Below are 15,458 nucleotides of genomic sequence, written 5' to 3'. Positions count from 1 at the left end.
CTGCCCTGTGGTCTCTTTCGTCATCTTCATCGTCGTCGTCGCACTGGCGTTCGACTTCATCAACGGTTTTCACGACTCCGCCAACTCAATCGCGACGATTGTTGGTACGCGGGTCCTCAGTCCGCTGGCGGCCGTCATCTGGGCCGCTGTCTTCAATTTTTCCGCACTCTTCTTTGTCGGGACGGCCGTTGCCAAGTCGGTGGCCTCTGGGTTCATAGATCTGAACGTCGTGGACGCCAATGTCATCTTGGGCGGACTGCTGGGCGCGATCATCTGGAACCTGATCACCTGGTGGTTCGGCATCCCGTCCAGCTCGTCGCACGCGCTGATTGGGGGGTATGCGGGTGCCGCGGTGGCCAAAGCCGGCTTCGTCGCCCTGCTCTGGGGCAAGAAGTGGATCGAAACGCTGTCAGCCATCGTCCTGTCCCCCGCGTTGGGCGCGCTCATGGGCTTTCTGCTCATGATCATCGTGTTCAACCTGTTTCGGAATGTGGCCAACGCGAAGGCTGAAAAAGCATTCCGGGTCCTACAGCTCACCAGCTCCGCCTTGTTGTCCTTGGCCCATGGCGGCAATGATGCACAGAAGACCATGGGCATCATTGTGGGTCTGCTGGTGGCAACCCAGGCGGCGTTTGCCAGCCAGACGGGGATCCTGTCGCATTTCTACGTGACCTCGCTCGACAAGATTCCAGTGTGGGTGGAATTGAGTGCGTACACCTGCATTTCCATGGGGACGCTGTTTGGTGGATGGCGCATCGTGCACACCATGGGGACGCGTATCACCAAACTTCGTCCGGTGGGCGGTTTCTGCGCCGAAACCGGCGGAGCGTTCGTCATCCTCGTGGCCTCGCGGTTTGGCATTCCCGTTTCGACGACGCACACCATCACTGGCGCCATTGTCGGGGTGGGGGCCACGAACCGCCTGTCAGCCGTGCGATGGGGGCTGGCAAGTCGGATCGTATGGGCGTGGGTGATCACCATTCCCGCCAGTGCGGCCATGGCGGCGTTGTCGTACTGGTTGCTCGCGGCCTTCAATCCCCTCTGATCAGGAGACGTTCAGCCGGCGTGTGCGCCGGCTGAACGGCCAGAGCATGTCTTCAGTGACCTCGTTGTCGCTGCCCTATCTGAATCGCGAACTCTCGTGGCTCGATTTCAATGCCCGTGTACTCGAGGAAGCGCTCGACGAACGCGTGCCGCTGCTGGAACGGCTGAAGTTCATGTCGATTTTCAGCACGAATCTCGATGAGTTTTACATGGTGCGGGTGGCCGGGCTGCGCCGGAAGGTGCACGCCGGTTCCGCCCAGTACGCGCCCGATCCGCTGGCGCCCATTGAACAGCTGGAGGCCATTCGCACGCGCGTGCGGGAGCTCATTCAGCGTCGGCGGGAGTGTCTCAAGCAGGACCTGTTTCCGTCGCTCGCGCGCCATGAGATCCGACTGGTGACCATGGCGTCGTTGACCGACTCCGAGCGGGTCCTCATTCACGAGTTCTTCGAGTCGCAGGTGTTCCCGGTGCTGACGCCGCTCGCCGTCGATCCGGGCCATCCGTTCCCGTACATCTCCAATCTCTCGCTGTCGCTGGCCGTCGATATCAAGGATCCGGTGACGGGGAAGGATCACTTCGCGCGCGTCAAGGTACCGCGGTCGCTCCCGCGCTGGGTTCCCATCGGGCGTGGACACTGCTATGTGCCGCTGGAAGACGTGATTGGGGCCCATCTTGGGGCGCTGTTTCCCGGCATGGACGTGCGCCGCTGGTACACCTTCCGGATCACGCGGTATTCCGATCTTGATCTTGGACAGATGGACCAGCCGGAAGATCTGCTGGAGACCATTGAACAGCAGGTATTTCAACGTCGATTCGGTGAAGTGGTACGCCTCGAGGTGCAGAAGGACATGCCCGAAGGCATTCGTCGCCTGCTGCTTGAAGAGTTGAGCGAAAGCGAAACACAACTCGTGGCGCCGTTGGGGCCGCAGGACGTGCACGATATCGATGATCTGCTCGAAATGGGCGATCTGATGCAGATCGCCATGCTTGATCTGCCGGAGCTGCGCGACCCGGCGCACACCCCCCATGTGCCGTCGGCCTTCAAGGATGTCCGCAACATCTTTGACGCGATACGGGAACGGGATGTGCTGGTGCATCACCCGTATGAATCGTTCGCCGGGTCCGTGGAAGCCTTTCTCGAAGCGGCGGCGAACGACCCGCAGGTGCTGGCGATCAAGCTGACGTTGTATCGCACGTCAGGCGATACGGCCATTGTGCGGGCACTCACCGACGCCGCGGAGGCCGGCAAGCAGGTCGCGGTACTGATTGAGTTGCAGGCGCGATTCGACGAGGCGAACAACATTACCTTCGCCCGCACCATGGAAAGCTTCGGCATTCACGTGGCATACGGGTTGCCAGGACTCAAGACCCACGCCAAGACGGTGCTGGTGGTGCGACGGGACGCCGATGGCATTCGACGGTATGTGCACATTGGCACGGGCAACTACAACAGCAAGACCGCACGGCTCTACACCGACGTGGGATTGTTCAGCTGTCAGAAGGAGTTGGGGGCCGATCTGTCGGATCTGTTCAACTCCCTGACCGGCGTTTCCCGCCAGAAGTTCTATCGACGCATCGCAGTGGCCCCGGTCGGTCTGCGGGCGCGTCTCATGGAGCTCATCGATCGGGAGACGGCCCATGCGCAGGGCGGCCGTGGTGGTCGCATCATTGCCAAGATGAATGCCCTGGTGGACCCCGAAATCATCACCGCGCTCTACCGGGCTTCACAGGCGGGAGTCGCGGTGGATCTCATTGTGCGCGGCATCTGCTGTCTGGTGCCGGGACTCAAGGGGATCAGCGACAATATCCGTGTCGTCAGCATCATTGGTCGCTTCCTTGAGCACTCCCGACTCTCCTACTTCGCCAATGCCGGGAATCCCGAGTACTACATTGGCTCCGCCGACTGGATGCCCCGCAACTTTGATCGACGCGTCGAAGTCATGACCCCGATCGAAGATCCCGCACTCCACAGGGGATTGGATGCGGTGCTGGCAACCTGTCTCGAAGACAACCGTCAGGCGTGGGAGCTTGGTCCGGACGGTCAGTACCGTCGGCAGAAGCCAGCCACTGGCGTCCCGATTCGCGCCACGCACCAGATCCTCATGCGGGAACCGTGGGGCACCGAGGCCGGTCGCCCTCCCAAGCGAAAGAAGAAGGGCGCCAACCCATGACAACGAAGGCGGCGGCGAGCTACTCGCTGTCGCCTTCTTCGTCGGCGCTGATTTCCGTGCCGTCCTGCAACATGACCACCACCGGCCGGTCGAGCACCTGTTCCAGCAGGCTCCGTTTGCGACTGGCGCCCCAGCATTCGAGGCGCACGTTGGTGGCTCCCTCGGACTCATGCACCGTGACCCGCAGGGCGTCTCCCGCCCATTTCACCGCCATGGTGCCCACGGCACTTACATGTCCGCGGTCCATGCCGTCGGCAAAGCGCAGAATGGCCGACAGCTTCACAATGCGTTCGCGCGTCGGTTTGTCCAGGTGACCGAAGCCTTCGTGCTTCAGCTTTGGCGCCGCGCCGCGATGATAGCGGGCAATGTGCGCGATCATGATCTGCTCCGATGGGGACATGCCCAGCAGATCCGCGTGGGAGATCAGGTGAAACGAGTGTTTGTGGTGCTTCTCGTAGTTGATGTGATATCCCACATCGTGCAGCAGCGCGGCATCCGCCAGGATCCGTCGATCGGCGGCCGTCAGGTCGAGGCGTGATGCCACGGCATCGAAGAGTTGCAGCGACAATGCCATGACCTGTCGTGCATGGGGCTCTTCGTAATGACAACGTTCGGCAAACTCCCGTACGGAGCGTTCGCGTGCCACGCCCGGGTCGGCCACCGTGGGCGTGACCTTGGCTGCTTCCAGCAGCAGCCCTTCGCGAATTCCGTAGGCCGAGGTGAGCAGATCCCGGGGGTCGAAGCGCGAAAGGACTTCAGCCGCCACGGCAAGCCCGGCCACAATGATATCGGCCCGGGCGGGGTTGAGACCGGGCACCTGCTGCCGTTCGTACGACTCCATGCGCTGCAACCACTCCAGCACATGTTCCAGCTCCGCCCGGGTGACGCGCGTGCCATGGGGAGAACGCACCGAGACACGCTGCCGGGAGAGCACGATGCCGGCGAGGTTGGTAAAAGTGCCACCAGAGCCAATCACCTGCGCGCCACGCCAATCCTTGACCGGAACCGCCTTCTTGAGTCCTTCGCGTACATGCTCACGAAGGGCGCGCACTCGACGCGGGCGAACGGCAGGGGTCAGAAATTTTTCGGTGAGCCGCACCGCACCAAACGGCAGCGAGGCGACGCGCTCAATGAGACCGTCCTTGGCCAGCACCAACTCGAGTGACCCGCCGCCGATGTCCATGACCACGGTACGACCAGCGCCGAGCTCAAAATGTGCAAGGGCGCTGCGATAGCAGAGCAGGGCTTCTTCTTCTCCACTGAGCACCCGTACCGGGTGCCCGGTGGCCGCCAGGACCTGTGCCGTAAAGACCGCCGCATTACTGGCGTCACGCACTGCGCTGGTCGCCACAATCTCGATGCGGGCAGCAGCCAACTGTCGCGCCAGCATGACCATACGCTGCACCGCGGCGACGGCGGAATCGACCGCGATCTGCGACAGCGCCCCCGTGCTTTCGAGGCCGTCGCCCAACCGCGGCATGGCCTTCATCTCATCCACCACCCGGATGGCACCCGCCGACGACACGTCGGCAATGATTTGCCGAACACTGTTGGAGCCGATGTCGATGGCCGCGATGCGGAGATCGGCCTGATGCGAGGTGGGCAGTGTCATGAACGGACCAGCAACCGGGGATCCGGCGCCCAAGAGGCGTCCGGGCGCCGCACGGGGCATTCCCGAGGCGTCAGCGAACCGTACCGGAAAGACGCCGCTGTGCGCAAGGTGCGCACCCTAACGCTTTGTCGGTGCGGTCGAGCACACGACCGGCCACGGTGGAGGGGAGAGGGACATACCCCATCGTTGAGGTCAGATTGGTTGCATCCTCCAACGCCCAGTGCAGAAACCGGGAGAGCTCCAATCGAGATGTCTCGGACATCGTACTCGGTCGGAGCAGCCACCAGGTAAAGGAGGCCAAGGGATAGCTTTGTGGACCGGGGGCATCCAAAAGGGAAACCCGAAACCCGTTGGCTTCTTCGTCATCCAGCGGTTCGAGCGACTCCAGCGTACTCACCGCCGCCGAGGCGATTTCAAAGGGCATCGCTGCGACAAACTCCCCCGAGCGGTTCTGCACATGGGCGGCCGGGAGGCGATTCTGTCGCGCATACACCACCTCAAGGTAGCCGATGGCACCTTCGGTGACCTTGACCTCCGACGCCACGGCTTCACTGCCGTCCCGTAGGCGCTGCCCGGCCGGTTCCCGGTCCGTCATTGGCGTATTGCGCCACACCGAGCTCGCCGTTTCGAGGTAGCGACGGAAGATGTACGACGTCCCCGTGCCATCCGAACGGCGAATGACCGTGATGGGGAGCGCTGGTAGTGTTTCCGCAGGGTTGAGTGCAACCAGTTGCGGATCATCCCATTGGGAAATGCGGCCAAGGAAAATGCCGGCAATGGCGTTTGCCGTAAGGCGCAGCGGTCGGTTCAACCCGGGCACATTGTACGTCACGGCAACTGCCACGACGGCCATGGGCACGTGGACAATGGCTTGCTGGGAACGCGGCAACAAACTGTCGGGGACCGGCACATCAGTCGCCCCGAAGTCCGCTTGGCTGGTCAGCAGGGCTTCGAGCCCTTTGGCCGATCCTTCGGAGCGGTAATTGATACGTACCGGTGCCATCTCCCCGTAGGCGTTGAACCACTGGGCATAAAGCGGGAACGGCAGCGTGGCCCCGGTTCCGCTGAGTTGTACACGCTGCGAGTCGGGCAGGGCGGCCATGGCGCTATCCGGCTTCGCAAATCGCACGTCGTTCGTGCGGTCACATGCACTGCCAATGACAATGCACGCGATTGCTGCTGCGACGTGTTTGAATCGCCACCCTCCCTTACGTGGCTGCGTCATAGAGGGTTCGCGTAGCCAAGAAATTTGAACCGCCCGTCCCGTTCAACGATGGTGCCAAACCACCGGGTCTCAATGGCCGACCCCTTCCCAATGCGAAGCGTAAGTGCGCACTTCTCATGCAGGCGGTTTGGGCCTTCGGTGGCGATCGAATCGGCACACGTGACCCGCGACAGGTCCAGAGATTGACCGGCAGCCCGGGCGAGCACACGGGGTAATCCGTCGTTGGTGGACATCAGAATCTGCCCCCAGAGCAACTGTGGTGGCGCCTCGTACGGCGGCTGACTGATGGCTGCATGAGGGTAATACAGATAAGCGAACTCTGAGCGGTCGAGGACCAGTTGATTCAGCGTCAGCGTATCGCTGGCGCTCACGGCTCGCAGAAACTGCCGTATCAGCGCATCACGCGACGTCGCCGCGTTCCGCAAGGTGTCTACCGAAGGGAGACCGTCGCGGAAACGCCGTAGCTGCTCCGCAATGGGGAAGATGCTATCGACCGTTCCGCCAGCGGCTGCCACTTCGGCAACATGTGCGGCCTGAGAATCGGCAGCCGTTCGTGGCGCCGTATCTGAGCAGGCGCCGACAAGCAGGAGAGGTACCGCGGCAAGAAAGTGTCGCATGAAAACACAGGGGAGAAGTGAAACGGCCAGGGTCGCAGTCGCGACCCTGGCCGTCTAATTCACCAGCTACTGGCGCGGAACGGAAAAGCTACTCCGCGTTGGCGGCGATGGTCAGTTCCGCGCGTAGTTGGTCCAGCCTTCCCACCACTTCGTGCCGCCAGGGGCGGCGGCGCCGCGGTAGGCGGTCGGCGTGATGAACGTACCGACGCGGGCCGCGATGCGCGGATCCGCGGTGAACGCATTCAACCCACCCGTGGCGATTGGCGAGCCAGCGGCAGGCGACCAGTCGAGGCTGGCGGCGTTGGTCGGCGTCGTGGGGAGCGCCGTGAACAGGCTGGTTGCCGTCACGCCGGTGCCAACGACGATGTTCGAATTCTTGGCCGTGAATGCTGCCGCCTGACCGAAGTTGGACGTACCATCAAAGCCGCCATCCGTCCCGCCGTTCTCGGCGAAGTACAGATTGCGCACGATGAGGGAGTCGGCCTGGAAACGGTTGTTGGAGGTCGAGTCGCGCAGCGAGATGGCGCCACGCTGCCAACGCGCCACAACACCGTTCAAGTAGTAGCCACCCGTTCCGCGACGCAGGACCGCGCCAACACCACCACTGGAGGGCACCGTGGCGCCGCCCGTGGGAACACCAACCAGCGTGAAGTTCGCAAAGACGTTCATGTTGTACAGGCCTTCGTCGCGACCAGCGCTCTGCGCGTTGGCACCACTCGGGGCAACACATCCGCCGCCGCTGCACCCGTCGATCTCGAGTCCCTGCGGATCCGTGGACACGGCTCCGGTGCCGGGACGCGGCGTGAGGTACGTGCTCTGCATGGCGATCAAGAACTGGTTGAGGCCACGGTAGCCCTCCGAACCGTCAAAGTGGTCGTCGCCCGCTTCGTACGATACGAGATACTTGCCGTTCACCGTACCACCGAACCACTCAAAGCTGTCGTCGAGGCCAGCCAGAGACTGCAGGTACTCGAACGTCGTGCCACTGCCCACCGCGCCGAACGTGAACGAGTTAAGCTCCGCGTCGGTCAACGTGGCGTAGCCGGCAAACTCCACGCGTACATAGCGCAGCGTCCCGCTGTTGTCATTGTCGACCGTGCCGCCGGTGTAGATGACACCGGCCGGGTTGGCCCCCAACACGGAACCGTTGGAGCCTTCCACGATCACGTTGCCGGTCCGGTTGGCGCGAGCGTTGCCCACAATGACCAGACCGCCCCAGTCGCCGGGCGCGCGGTTGCCGGCCGAACGCTGCGACGTGAACACAATCGGGGCGGCGGCGGTACCGTTGGCCACAATGCGCGCGCCACGAAGGACGAACAGCGCCGAGCCGAGTGCGGTGGTATCACCGACAATGCGCGTGCCGGCGTTGATGGTGAGCGTGGCGCCCTGGTTCACATACACAAACCCACGCAGGACATAGTTCGTATCGGGCGTGAGCGTACGATTGGCGGGGATCGACCCGGAGAGCACAACGGTCGGGTTTGCCGTCACCGCATAGGCAACCGTCACCGTGGCCGTCTGGCTGGAGGCGACGGTGGCGGGCGAACCCGTGATGGTCGCGTTGTAGCGGACGTTGTTGCTGGTGACCTGAGCGGCGGCCACGGTGTAGCTGCCGGGAACCACGCTGAGGGTCGTGGTACCGGTGGCCGTCTGCGAAAAGCTGTTGGGGCCGGTAACGGTCACCGCGGCGTTGGTGCCGGTGGGAAGGCCGGACACGGTGATGGCCAAGGAGCCATTGGTCACCGTCGGCGGTGTAATGGGGTCGTCATCACCACCGCAAGCCGAAAGGGCCATCGTGGCGAACGACGCCAGCGCGAGTGCGCGAATGCGCGCGAACTTCGTCATCGGGAGCCTGGAGTCTAGGGGGAGGCGGGCACTGCGTCGTGCAGCACCTGTCCATAAGAAAAAGGCGTTTCTATGTGGTGAATGTGTTATGGCCCGGTCACGGTTGTGTCACCGAGGCCAGGCCATGTCACCAACGTCACGAAAATATGTTGCGGTGTAACGTCCTTACTGTCTCCAGCTCAGCCCCATCGAGAGCGTGCGGCCGGCGTTCCAGCCCTCACGCTCGAGGTTCCCTTGCATAAAGCGGTAGCGGGCATCGAGCAGATTGCGGGCGTCGAGGCGGGCCGACAGGTTGCCGCGTACGGGGAAGCGCAGCGACAGGTCCACCAACTGGCGAGGCTTCTCAACGATGTTCGGCAGCGGTACCACGCCGGCGGCGGTGATGCGCTCGCCTACCACGTTGTACAAAAGGGTCGCGTTGGTACTGCCGCTGAGGTTGGAGTACGTGAGCCCGGCGTTAACCACATACGGGGCTTGCCCCACCAGGCGGCGCGTTTGGTCGGTCACGGTCAGCCCACCAAGCGTGTCGAGATCCACCGACGACTGCATGAGGGTGAGGTTGGAGAAGCCGGTAAAGGCCTCCGCCCACCGACCGAGGAAGCCCAGCTGCTTCCGCGCCTCGAGTTCCACACCCAGGTTGGTGGCGCTGATGGCATTCTGGAAGCGGGCCTGATAGGCGCCGGAGGTTGCCTGTTCGAGGCGCTCGATGGGCCGATCGAAGCGTTTGGCAAACACGCCCACGCTCAACACTTCTCCCGGGTTGGGGAACATTTCCCACCGCAGGTCCACGTTGTCGATCAGCGACCGCACGAGATCGGAATTACCGGTGACGCTCACACCGCCCAGCACATCGCGGAAGGTGACGGGCGCCAGCTCACGGTATTCCGGACGCGCCAGCGTGCGGGTGATACCAAAGCGCAGGTTCTGTGATTCAGTGAGCTTCGAATTCACCAGCAGTGACGGCAACACGTCGGTGTTGTCCAGTTCAGACGTCGTGGTAAAGCCACCCTGCGTAGAGGCCGCCACCGTGATGCGAGCCTGCTCGACACGCGCGCCGGCAATGATGCGAATGCGGTCGGTGAGGCCAATGTCGGTCATCAGGTAGCCAGCGCCCGTGCGATCGCTCGCGCTGTACGAGCCGGCCTGCCCGATGGGCTGCACGTTGATCGAGGTGCAGGTCTCACAGGCCTGCGCTTCACCAAAGATCACGTCAGGCGACTGCTGCACCACACTTTGGTTGGCCCGCGTGATGAACGCGAAGATCGGAGCGTCGGACGTGCGTTCCGTGGAGCGATAGTAGGCACCCACCTTGAGCGTATTCTGGCTGGATACGCTGCCAAGGTTGAACGTGTGGTCGACCTGACCAGTGAGGTTGTCTTCCTGGAGGTCGAAGTACAGACGACGCGCACCGTCGAGCGACGCGAGGATCTGGTACGGACCTTCCGGCGTGCGGGCATACACGACGTCGGAGCGGTCGGGTTCACGGCGCACCGTGTTGCCGTAGGAAACGGACCAGGCCGTCTTGTTGCGGTCGCTGAGCTGGTGCTCGCCGAGGCCCGTAACAGTCGCAACGCCACGCTCCACATAGCGCAGCGTGGTGCGCTGAATGCTGTCGTTCAGGTTTTCGTCAAAGCCACGATCGGTGCGCGCTTCGTTGTCCGCACTGCGAGTCATGGTGCTGTTGATGGCGAGGCGCGAATTCTTGCCCACCATGGTGGACAAGTTGGCAATACCGCCCCACTGGGCGCTGCTACGGCCCGTCTGGCCACGGAGTTCGGTGAGTGGTACGACGGTGTTGTTGGCGCCCTGGTTGCCAACGGCATAGCGCTCATCGGCACGCACTTCTTCCGAGTAGCCGTAGTTGCCGCTCAACACGTAGCCGACACGCTTGCCAAGGATGGTGTTCCCTCCGGTGGACATACCGAAGGAACCATTGGCGCCGCCGTTGCGAACGGACGGCGACCAGACGTTGCGCTGCTGGCGCGCCATCTGGTTGTACTGCTGCTGGGTGACCGACCCGAGAAAATTGGCGCCCGAAATGGCCTGAGGGATCTGGCGGTTACTGGCCGCATTGCCGAAAAGCTCGCCGCCCGCCCGCGGGGCGAAGGGCAGCGCGTTGCCGAGTACGCGATCACCAAAACCAAAGCTGGTGGAGTAGTTCACCTGTCGGCGCGCCGGGAACTCACGGGTGCGGATGTTTACGTTGGCGCCGGCAAAGTCACCGGGCATGTCCGGGGTGAACGTCTTGGCGGTCGTGACGTCCTGAATGAGACTGGCCGGGAACAGGTCGAGCGGTACGACCTTGCGCTCCGGCTCAGGGCTCGGAATACGGGCGCCGTTGAGCGACGCCGTGGTGTAGCGCTCCGACAAGCCGCGCACCTGCAGGTATTTCCCATCCTGGACCGTCACACCACTGACACGCTGCGCCGCCTGCGCCGCATCGCCGTCCGGACTACGGGCGATCTGTTCGGCCGTGATCGCATTCACCACGTTGGTGGCGTTGCGCTGGGCGTTGAGGGCATCGTTGACCGATCCCTTCTCCTTGTTTGCCGTCACGCTGATCGCGGCCAGCTGCAACTCGGCGCTCTTGAGCGAGATGTCCTGCTCCACGGCGCCGCTGGCTTCGAGCACGATGCCGGTAATGGACTTGGGGCCGTACCCAATACGCCGTACGGTCAGGGTGACCGTCCCGGCCGGGACGCGCAGAATGGTGTAGCGGCCATCGACGCCGGACTGCGCGCCGAGCGTGGTGCCGACGACCTGAATCTGGGCGGCCGCGATGGGCTGTCCGGAGGCGCCGTCAAGGATGCGCCCGGTGATCTTGCCGGTAGCCAGCGGAGCCGCTTGCGCCGACACCGTCTGGGAAAAGAGAGCGGGGACGACGGCCACCGTGGTCGCCAGCATCACACGACGCGCGGCACGGAAAAGCTCGTTGACAGAAATCCGCATGAGAGTTCGGAGATAAGAGGACACAGCTCACGGATGGCAGAGGGTGCCTTCCGGATGCAGTGGAAGCTCCGTGACCCAGGTTTCGAAACCCCTACGGTTTTGCAACGAACATGTCACGACCTTCGCCCCGTCCCCGTCACATCGATTTTGACCTCATTGGCTGGCGGACCCTGCCGCCTATCTGGTGCGATTCGTGACGATGTTGTATTGTCGCGCCAGTATGGTGCCATCAGATCCTACCCTGCAGCGGCGACGCGTCGCGTCCCCGCCCCCCACCGACCCGCAAACCCGCGCCGAAGCGCTGACCGTGGCCGCCAAGGCGCTCCGGTCGGCGGAACATGTGTGCGTGCTTACGGGGGCCGGTGTCTCCGCCGAGAGCGGCATTCCGACCTTCCGTGAGGCGCAGACGGGCATGTGGGCCCAGTTCTCGCCTCAGGAACTGGCCACCCCCGAGGCCTTTGCCACCCACCCCCAGCGCGTCTGGCAATGGTATGCGGCTCGTCGGGCCATGGTACGCGCGGCGCAACCCAATCCGGCCCATCATGCCTTGGTCACCCTGGCCAGCCGGGTGGCGCACTGCACGCTGGTCACCCAGAACGTGGACGACCTGCACGAGCGGGCAGGGAGCCGGGATGTCGTGCGGTTGCATGGGTCACTGGTGCACGCCCGCTGCAGCGCCGGGTGCGCGGGAAGTGTCCTGCCGTCCGACGAACTGCACGGGGAGGTCCCACCCTGTCCCAGTTGCGGGGCATTGCTGCGCCCCGATGTGGTCTGGTTCGGGGAACCCTTGCCCATGACGCCGTTCGAGGCGGCACGAAATGCGGCTGTGGCCTGCGACGTCTTTCTGTCTGTCGGCACCTCCAATATCGTGGAGCCGGCGGCCTCCTTGCCCTGGATTTCGGCCACGCATGGGGCCACGGTCATTGTGGTGAACCCGACCATGGAAGGGCAGCGGCAGGGGCCGAGCATCCTCCCCATTGAGGGACCGGCCGGAGTCATGCTGCCACGGCTCATAGCCGAGGCCTTTGCCGGGCGCCGTCCGCGTCGGCAGTCGGAGTCCAGCTAGAGAGTACGGAACCGGCGAATCCCGTCGACCGGCTCCGGCAGCGGCGTGGCGAGGCTAGGCCGGAACGCGGTGGCTCATGCCGATGCCCCGGCAGCCTTTTGTACGGGTAGCCACACCGCGATGGTCGTCCCCACCCCTACGGTGCTTTCCGCCTTCACCTTCCCGCCATGGGCTTCGGCGAGGTGGCGGACGATGGACAGCCCCAGCCCGGTGCCCCCAGCTTCCCGAGAGCGCCCCGGGTCGGCCCGGTAAAAGCGCTCGAAAATTCGGGGAAGGTGTTCAGGCGGAATGCCCGATCCGGTGTCGCGCACGCCCATCCACACGCCGTTGCCGTCCCGTTCCGTATAAATGGCGACGGCACCGGTCGTGGTGTGGCGCAGCGCATTCTCCGCCAGATTCGACAGGATCTGCCCTGCCGCGGTGGGATCGCACAGGATCTGGGTGGCATCCGGTGCCAATTCGATACGTAAAGCGACCCCCTTCTGACTGGCCCGCAACTCCAGGGGGGCAAAGACCTCTAACGCCACATCCGGCAAATCCAACAGCGTAGGGGCGGGGCGCCAGCCGCCGGATTCAATCCGCGACAGGTCCAGCAGATCATCCACGATGCGCTGCATACGCTGCACATTCGCTTCCGTCATGCCGAGGAATTGCCGCCGCAACTCGGGCGGTACGTCATCGTCCTGCAGGGTTTCCACGAACCCACCGATGATCGTGAGCGGAGTGCGCAACTCGTGGGACACGTTGGCCACAAAGTCACTGCGCACCGTTTCGAGCCGGCGGACCTGCGTCAGATCGTACATGGCCAGCACGGCGCCGCCGCCACTCAAGGCGCGCACCGTCAGCGCCACGGTATGCCCATCGAGGTGAATTTCGCGGAAGATGGGGGGCGCCCCGGAGAGCACCAGTTGCAGGGCTTCCTGCAGCTGCACCTCCTGCGGCAAATCACTGGCGGCAAACGGGAGGGACTGCCGAAGGTTGAGCAGCTGGCGTCCGGTTTCGTTGATCCGCACGACGCGCTTGCGTGCGTCAACGGCCACGATGCCTTCGTTCAACGACTCTGTCAGCGCCACCAGCAGGGCTTCTTCGGACTGCATCTCCCAGAGTCGCGTTTCCATCTGCTCCCCAACCTGCCGCAGGCTCTCGGCCAGCTGGCCCACCTCGCCACCGCTGATGGAGCGCGGCGGACGGGCGGTGAGATCACCACCGGCGAGATCGCGCGCCATGTCGCGTAACTCTTCCATGGGGCGGGTGACCTGTTTGGCCAGCGAGCGAGCCAGCAACAAGGCCACGACCAGCGCGAACCCGCTGGCGAGCGCCACATCATGCCGAATGGCCGCCAGCAGGGCGGCATTCGCAGCATCTTCTGCTAATGGGGCACTGCTGGTGGCCTGCGTGGCGCTGGCGAGGTCGAGCCGGTGGCGTACGCGCCATTCCACGGCGCCAAGAATGATGACCACCAGCAAGGTGGCAATGACGGCACTCTGCAGCAGCAGGCGCTGCGTGAGCCGCACGGCTCAGTAACCGCGCGGTGCCGTGGAGCGCAGCCGATACCCGAAGCCGCGAACGGTCTCGATGAGGTCGCCCGCCGTCCCCAGCTTTGTCCGCAACCGCTGCACGTGCATGTCCACGGTGCGCGTCTGAATGTCCGGGGCCGCTTCCCAGACAGTTTCCAGCAGATGCCCGCGCCCCTGCACGCGTCCCCGGCGTTCGGCGAGTGTGAGCAGCAGTTTGAATTCCGTTGGCGTGAGGTCGACCGCCTGTCCCCCCACATTCACGGACATGGCCGCCCGGTCGATGTGCAGTGGACCAATGACCAGCGCATCGGCGCCCGCTGGCACCGGAGAACCCGTGCGGCGGAGAATGGCCGCCACGCGGAGCACCAGTTCGGCCGGCGAAAAGGGCTTGGTGAGGTAGTCATCGGCGCCCAGCGACAATCCGCGAATGCGGTCGGGCTCTTCGCGGCGCGCGGTGAGCATGATGACGGCGATGTCGCGGGTGGATTCGTCGAGACGGAGCTGCTCCAGTACGTCAAAGCCAGACATCCCCGGCAGCATCAGGTCGAGGACCACGAGCGCCGGTCGCTCGCGACGGGCCAGTTCGAGTGCGTCCTGCCCCGAGGAGGCCGTGGATACCCGATATCCAGACTTCGCCAGGTGATAGGCCACCAGCGCAACGATCTCGGGCTCGTCGTCAACAACGAGAATGCGATCGGTGGTGGTCGGGGCAGGGGAAATCATACCGTGGTCACAGGGTTCCGGCGTCGGCCGGTACGGCGTCGGGCTGCTGCGCACGCAACGACGCGCGCGCCTGCAGACGACGCTGAATTTTGGCCACGATCATTTCGATCGCGACCGTGTTACTGCCTCCCCGTGGCACAATGACGTCGGCGTAGCGCTTGCTCGGTTCGACGAACTGCAGATGCATGGGCTGCACGGTGGTCAGGTACTGATCGAGTACCGACTCCAGTGTACGGCCACGGACTGCGGTGTCACGACGGATGCGGCGAATGAGACGAATATCCGGGTCAGCGTCCACGAACACCTTCACATCGCATTGGGCCCGCACGTTCGGATCAGAGAGCAGCAGAATGCCGTCAATGACCACAACGTCGGCCGGAGCAATGCGTCGTGTGCGGGTGCTGCGGGAATGCGTGGCGAACTCGTACACCGGCATGTCCACCGCTTCCCCGCGGTTGAGCCCCTCCAGATGCGCGCTCAGCAACTCCACATCGAAGGCATCAGGATGATCCCAATTGACGTGATGCAACTGTTGTAGCGTGAGGTGCCGGAAATCCCGGTAATACGCGTCCATCTCGAGGAATGCCACAGAGGCGTCGGGAAGCGCTTCGGCTACCTTGCGAGCGACGGTAGACTTTCCCGAGCCGGTTCCGCCCGCGATGCCGATGATGAGCGGTTTCATGAGCGGT

The 15,458-nt window shown here is 63.8% G+C and carries 11 protein-coding genes; 3 read left to right on the top strand and 8 right to left on the bottom strand.

The window, feature by feature from the left end:
* The first annotated feature begins 7 nt into the window (after positions 1-7).
* A complete protein-coding gene (locus GEMMAAP_RS12030) occupies positions 8-1,045 on the top strand; it encodes an inorganic phosphate transporter (RefSeq protein ID WP_026849580.1) in 1,038 nt (345 codons plus the stop codon).
* 46 nt (positions 1,046-1,091) lie between these two features.
* Positions 1,092-3,215, top strand: a complete 2,124-nt coding sequence (gene ppk1, locus GEMMAAP_RS12025; RefSeq protein WP_043580826.1) for a polyphosphate kinase 1 — start codon at positions 1,092-1,094, stop codon at positions 3,213-3,215.
* Between the two features lie 19 nt (positions 3,216-3,234).
* On the opposite strand, the gene GEMMAAP_RS12020 is transcribed toward ppk1, so the two are convergent.
* The 5 genes from GEMMAAP_RS12020 to GEMMAAP_RS12000 all read right to left on the bottom strand — a co-directional run bounded on the left by GEMMAAP_RS12020 (position 3,235) and on the right by GEMMAAP_RS12000 (position 11,463).
* Positions 3,235-4,827 carry a Ppx/GppA phosphatase family protein gene (locus GEMMAAP_RS12020; RefSeq protein ID WP_026849581.1) on the bottom strand — a complete coding sequence of 531 codons (1,593 nt, stop codon included), beginning with the start codon at positions 4,825-4,827 and terminating at the stop codon, positions 3,235-3,237.
* A 70-nt stretch (positions 4,828-4,897) separates the two neighbouring features.
* Positions 4,898-6,052, bottom strand: coding sequence for a phosphate ABC transporter substrate-binding protein PstS (pstS, locus tag GEMMAAP_RS12015; RefSeq protein ID WP_053334091.1), 1,155 nt, complete (start codon positions 6,050-6,052; stop codon positions 4,898-4,900).
* The gene (locus GEMMAAP_RS12010) at positions 6,049-6,669 is read right to left on the bottom strand and encodes a hypothetical protein (protein ID WP_026849582.1); all 621 of its coding nucleotides are present in this window, start codon (positions 6,667-6,669) and stop codon (positions 6,049-6,051) included. The genes pstS and GEMMAAP_RS12010 overlap by 4 nt, the downstream gene beginning before the upstream one ends.
* Before the next feature lie 111 nt (positions 6,670-6,780).
* On the bottom strand, positions 6,781-8,514 hold the full coding sequence (locus GEMMAAP_RS12005) for a hypothetical protein (RefSeq protein ID WP_053334092.1): 1,734 nt from the start codon (positions 8,512-8,514) through the stop codon (positions 6,781-6,783).
* A gap of 165 nt (positions 8,515-8,679) precedes the next feature.
* A complete protein-coding gene (locus GEMMAAP_RS12000; RefSeq protein WP_026849583.1) occupies positions 8,680-11,463 on the bottom strand; it encodes a TonB-dependent receptor in 2,784 nt (927 codons plus the stop codon).
* A gap of 301 nt (positions 11,464-11,764) precedes the next feature.
* Here GEMMAAP_RS12000 and GEMMAAP_RS11995 point away from each other — a divergent pair, with 301 nt between their 5' ends.
* Positions 11,765-12,529 (top strand): SIR2 family NAD-dependent protein deacylase, encoded by a 765-nt coding sequence (locus tag GEMMAAP_RS11995; protein WP_053334193.1) that lies wholly within the window; start codon positions 11,765-11,767, stop codon positions 12,527-12,529.
* A 74-nt stretch (positions 12,530-12,603) separates the two neighbouring features.
* Here the strand turns inward: GEMMAAP_RS11995 and GEMMAAP_RS11990 are convergent, their stop codons facing one another.
* The 3 genes from GEMMAAP_RS11990 to udk are packed head-to-tail and all read right to left on the bottom strand — an operon-like array spanning position 12,604 to position 15,451.
* Positions 12,604-14,043 carry a sensor histidine kinase gene (locus tag GEMMAAP_RS11990; protein ID WP_026849585.1) on the bottom strand — a complete coding sequence of 480 codons (1,440 nt, stop codon included), beginning with the start codon at positions 14,041-14,043 and terminating at the stop codon, positions 12,604-12,606.
* Between the two features lie 3 nt (positions 14,044-14,046).
* Positions 14,047-14,769, bottom strand: a complete 723-nt coding sequence (locus tag GEMMAAP_RS11985) for a response regulator (protein ID WP_043580676.1) — start codon at positions 14,767-14,769, stop codon at positions 14,047-14,049.
* A gap of 7 nt (positions 14,770-14,776) precedes the next feature.
* A complete protein-coding gene (udk, locus tag GEMMAAP_RS11980) occupies positions 14,777-15,451 on the bottom strand; it encodes a uridine kinase (RefSeq protein ID WP_026849587.1) in 675 nt (224 codons plus the stop codon).
* Positions 15,452-15,458: the final 7 nt, after the last annotated feature.

It is taken from the genome of Gemmatimonas phototrophica (assembly GCF_000695095.2).
Taxonomy (GTDB): Bacteria; Gemmatimonadota; Gemmatimonadetes; order Gemmatimonadales; family Gemmatimonadaceae; genus Gemmatimonas; species Gemmatimonas phototrophica.
The sequence above is the reverse complement of the archived record's forward strand: the minus strand, read 5'-3'. Positions and strand labels throughout refer to the sequence as shown.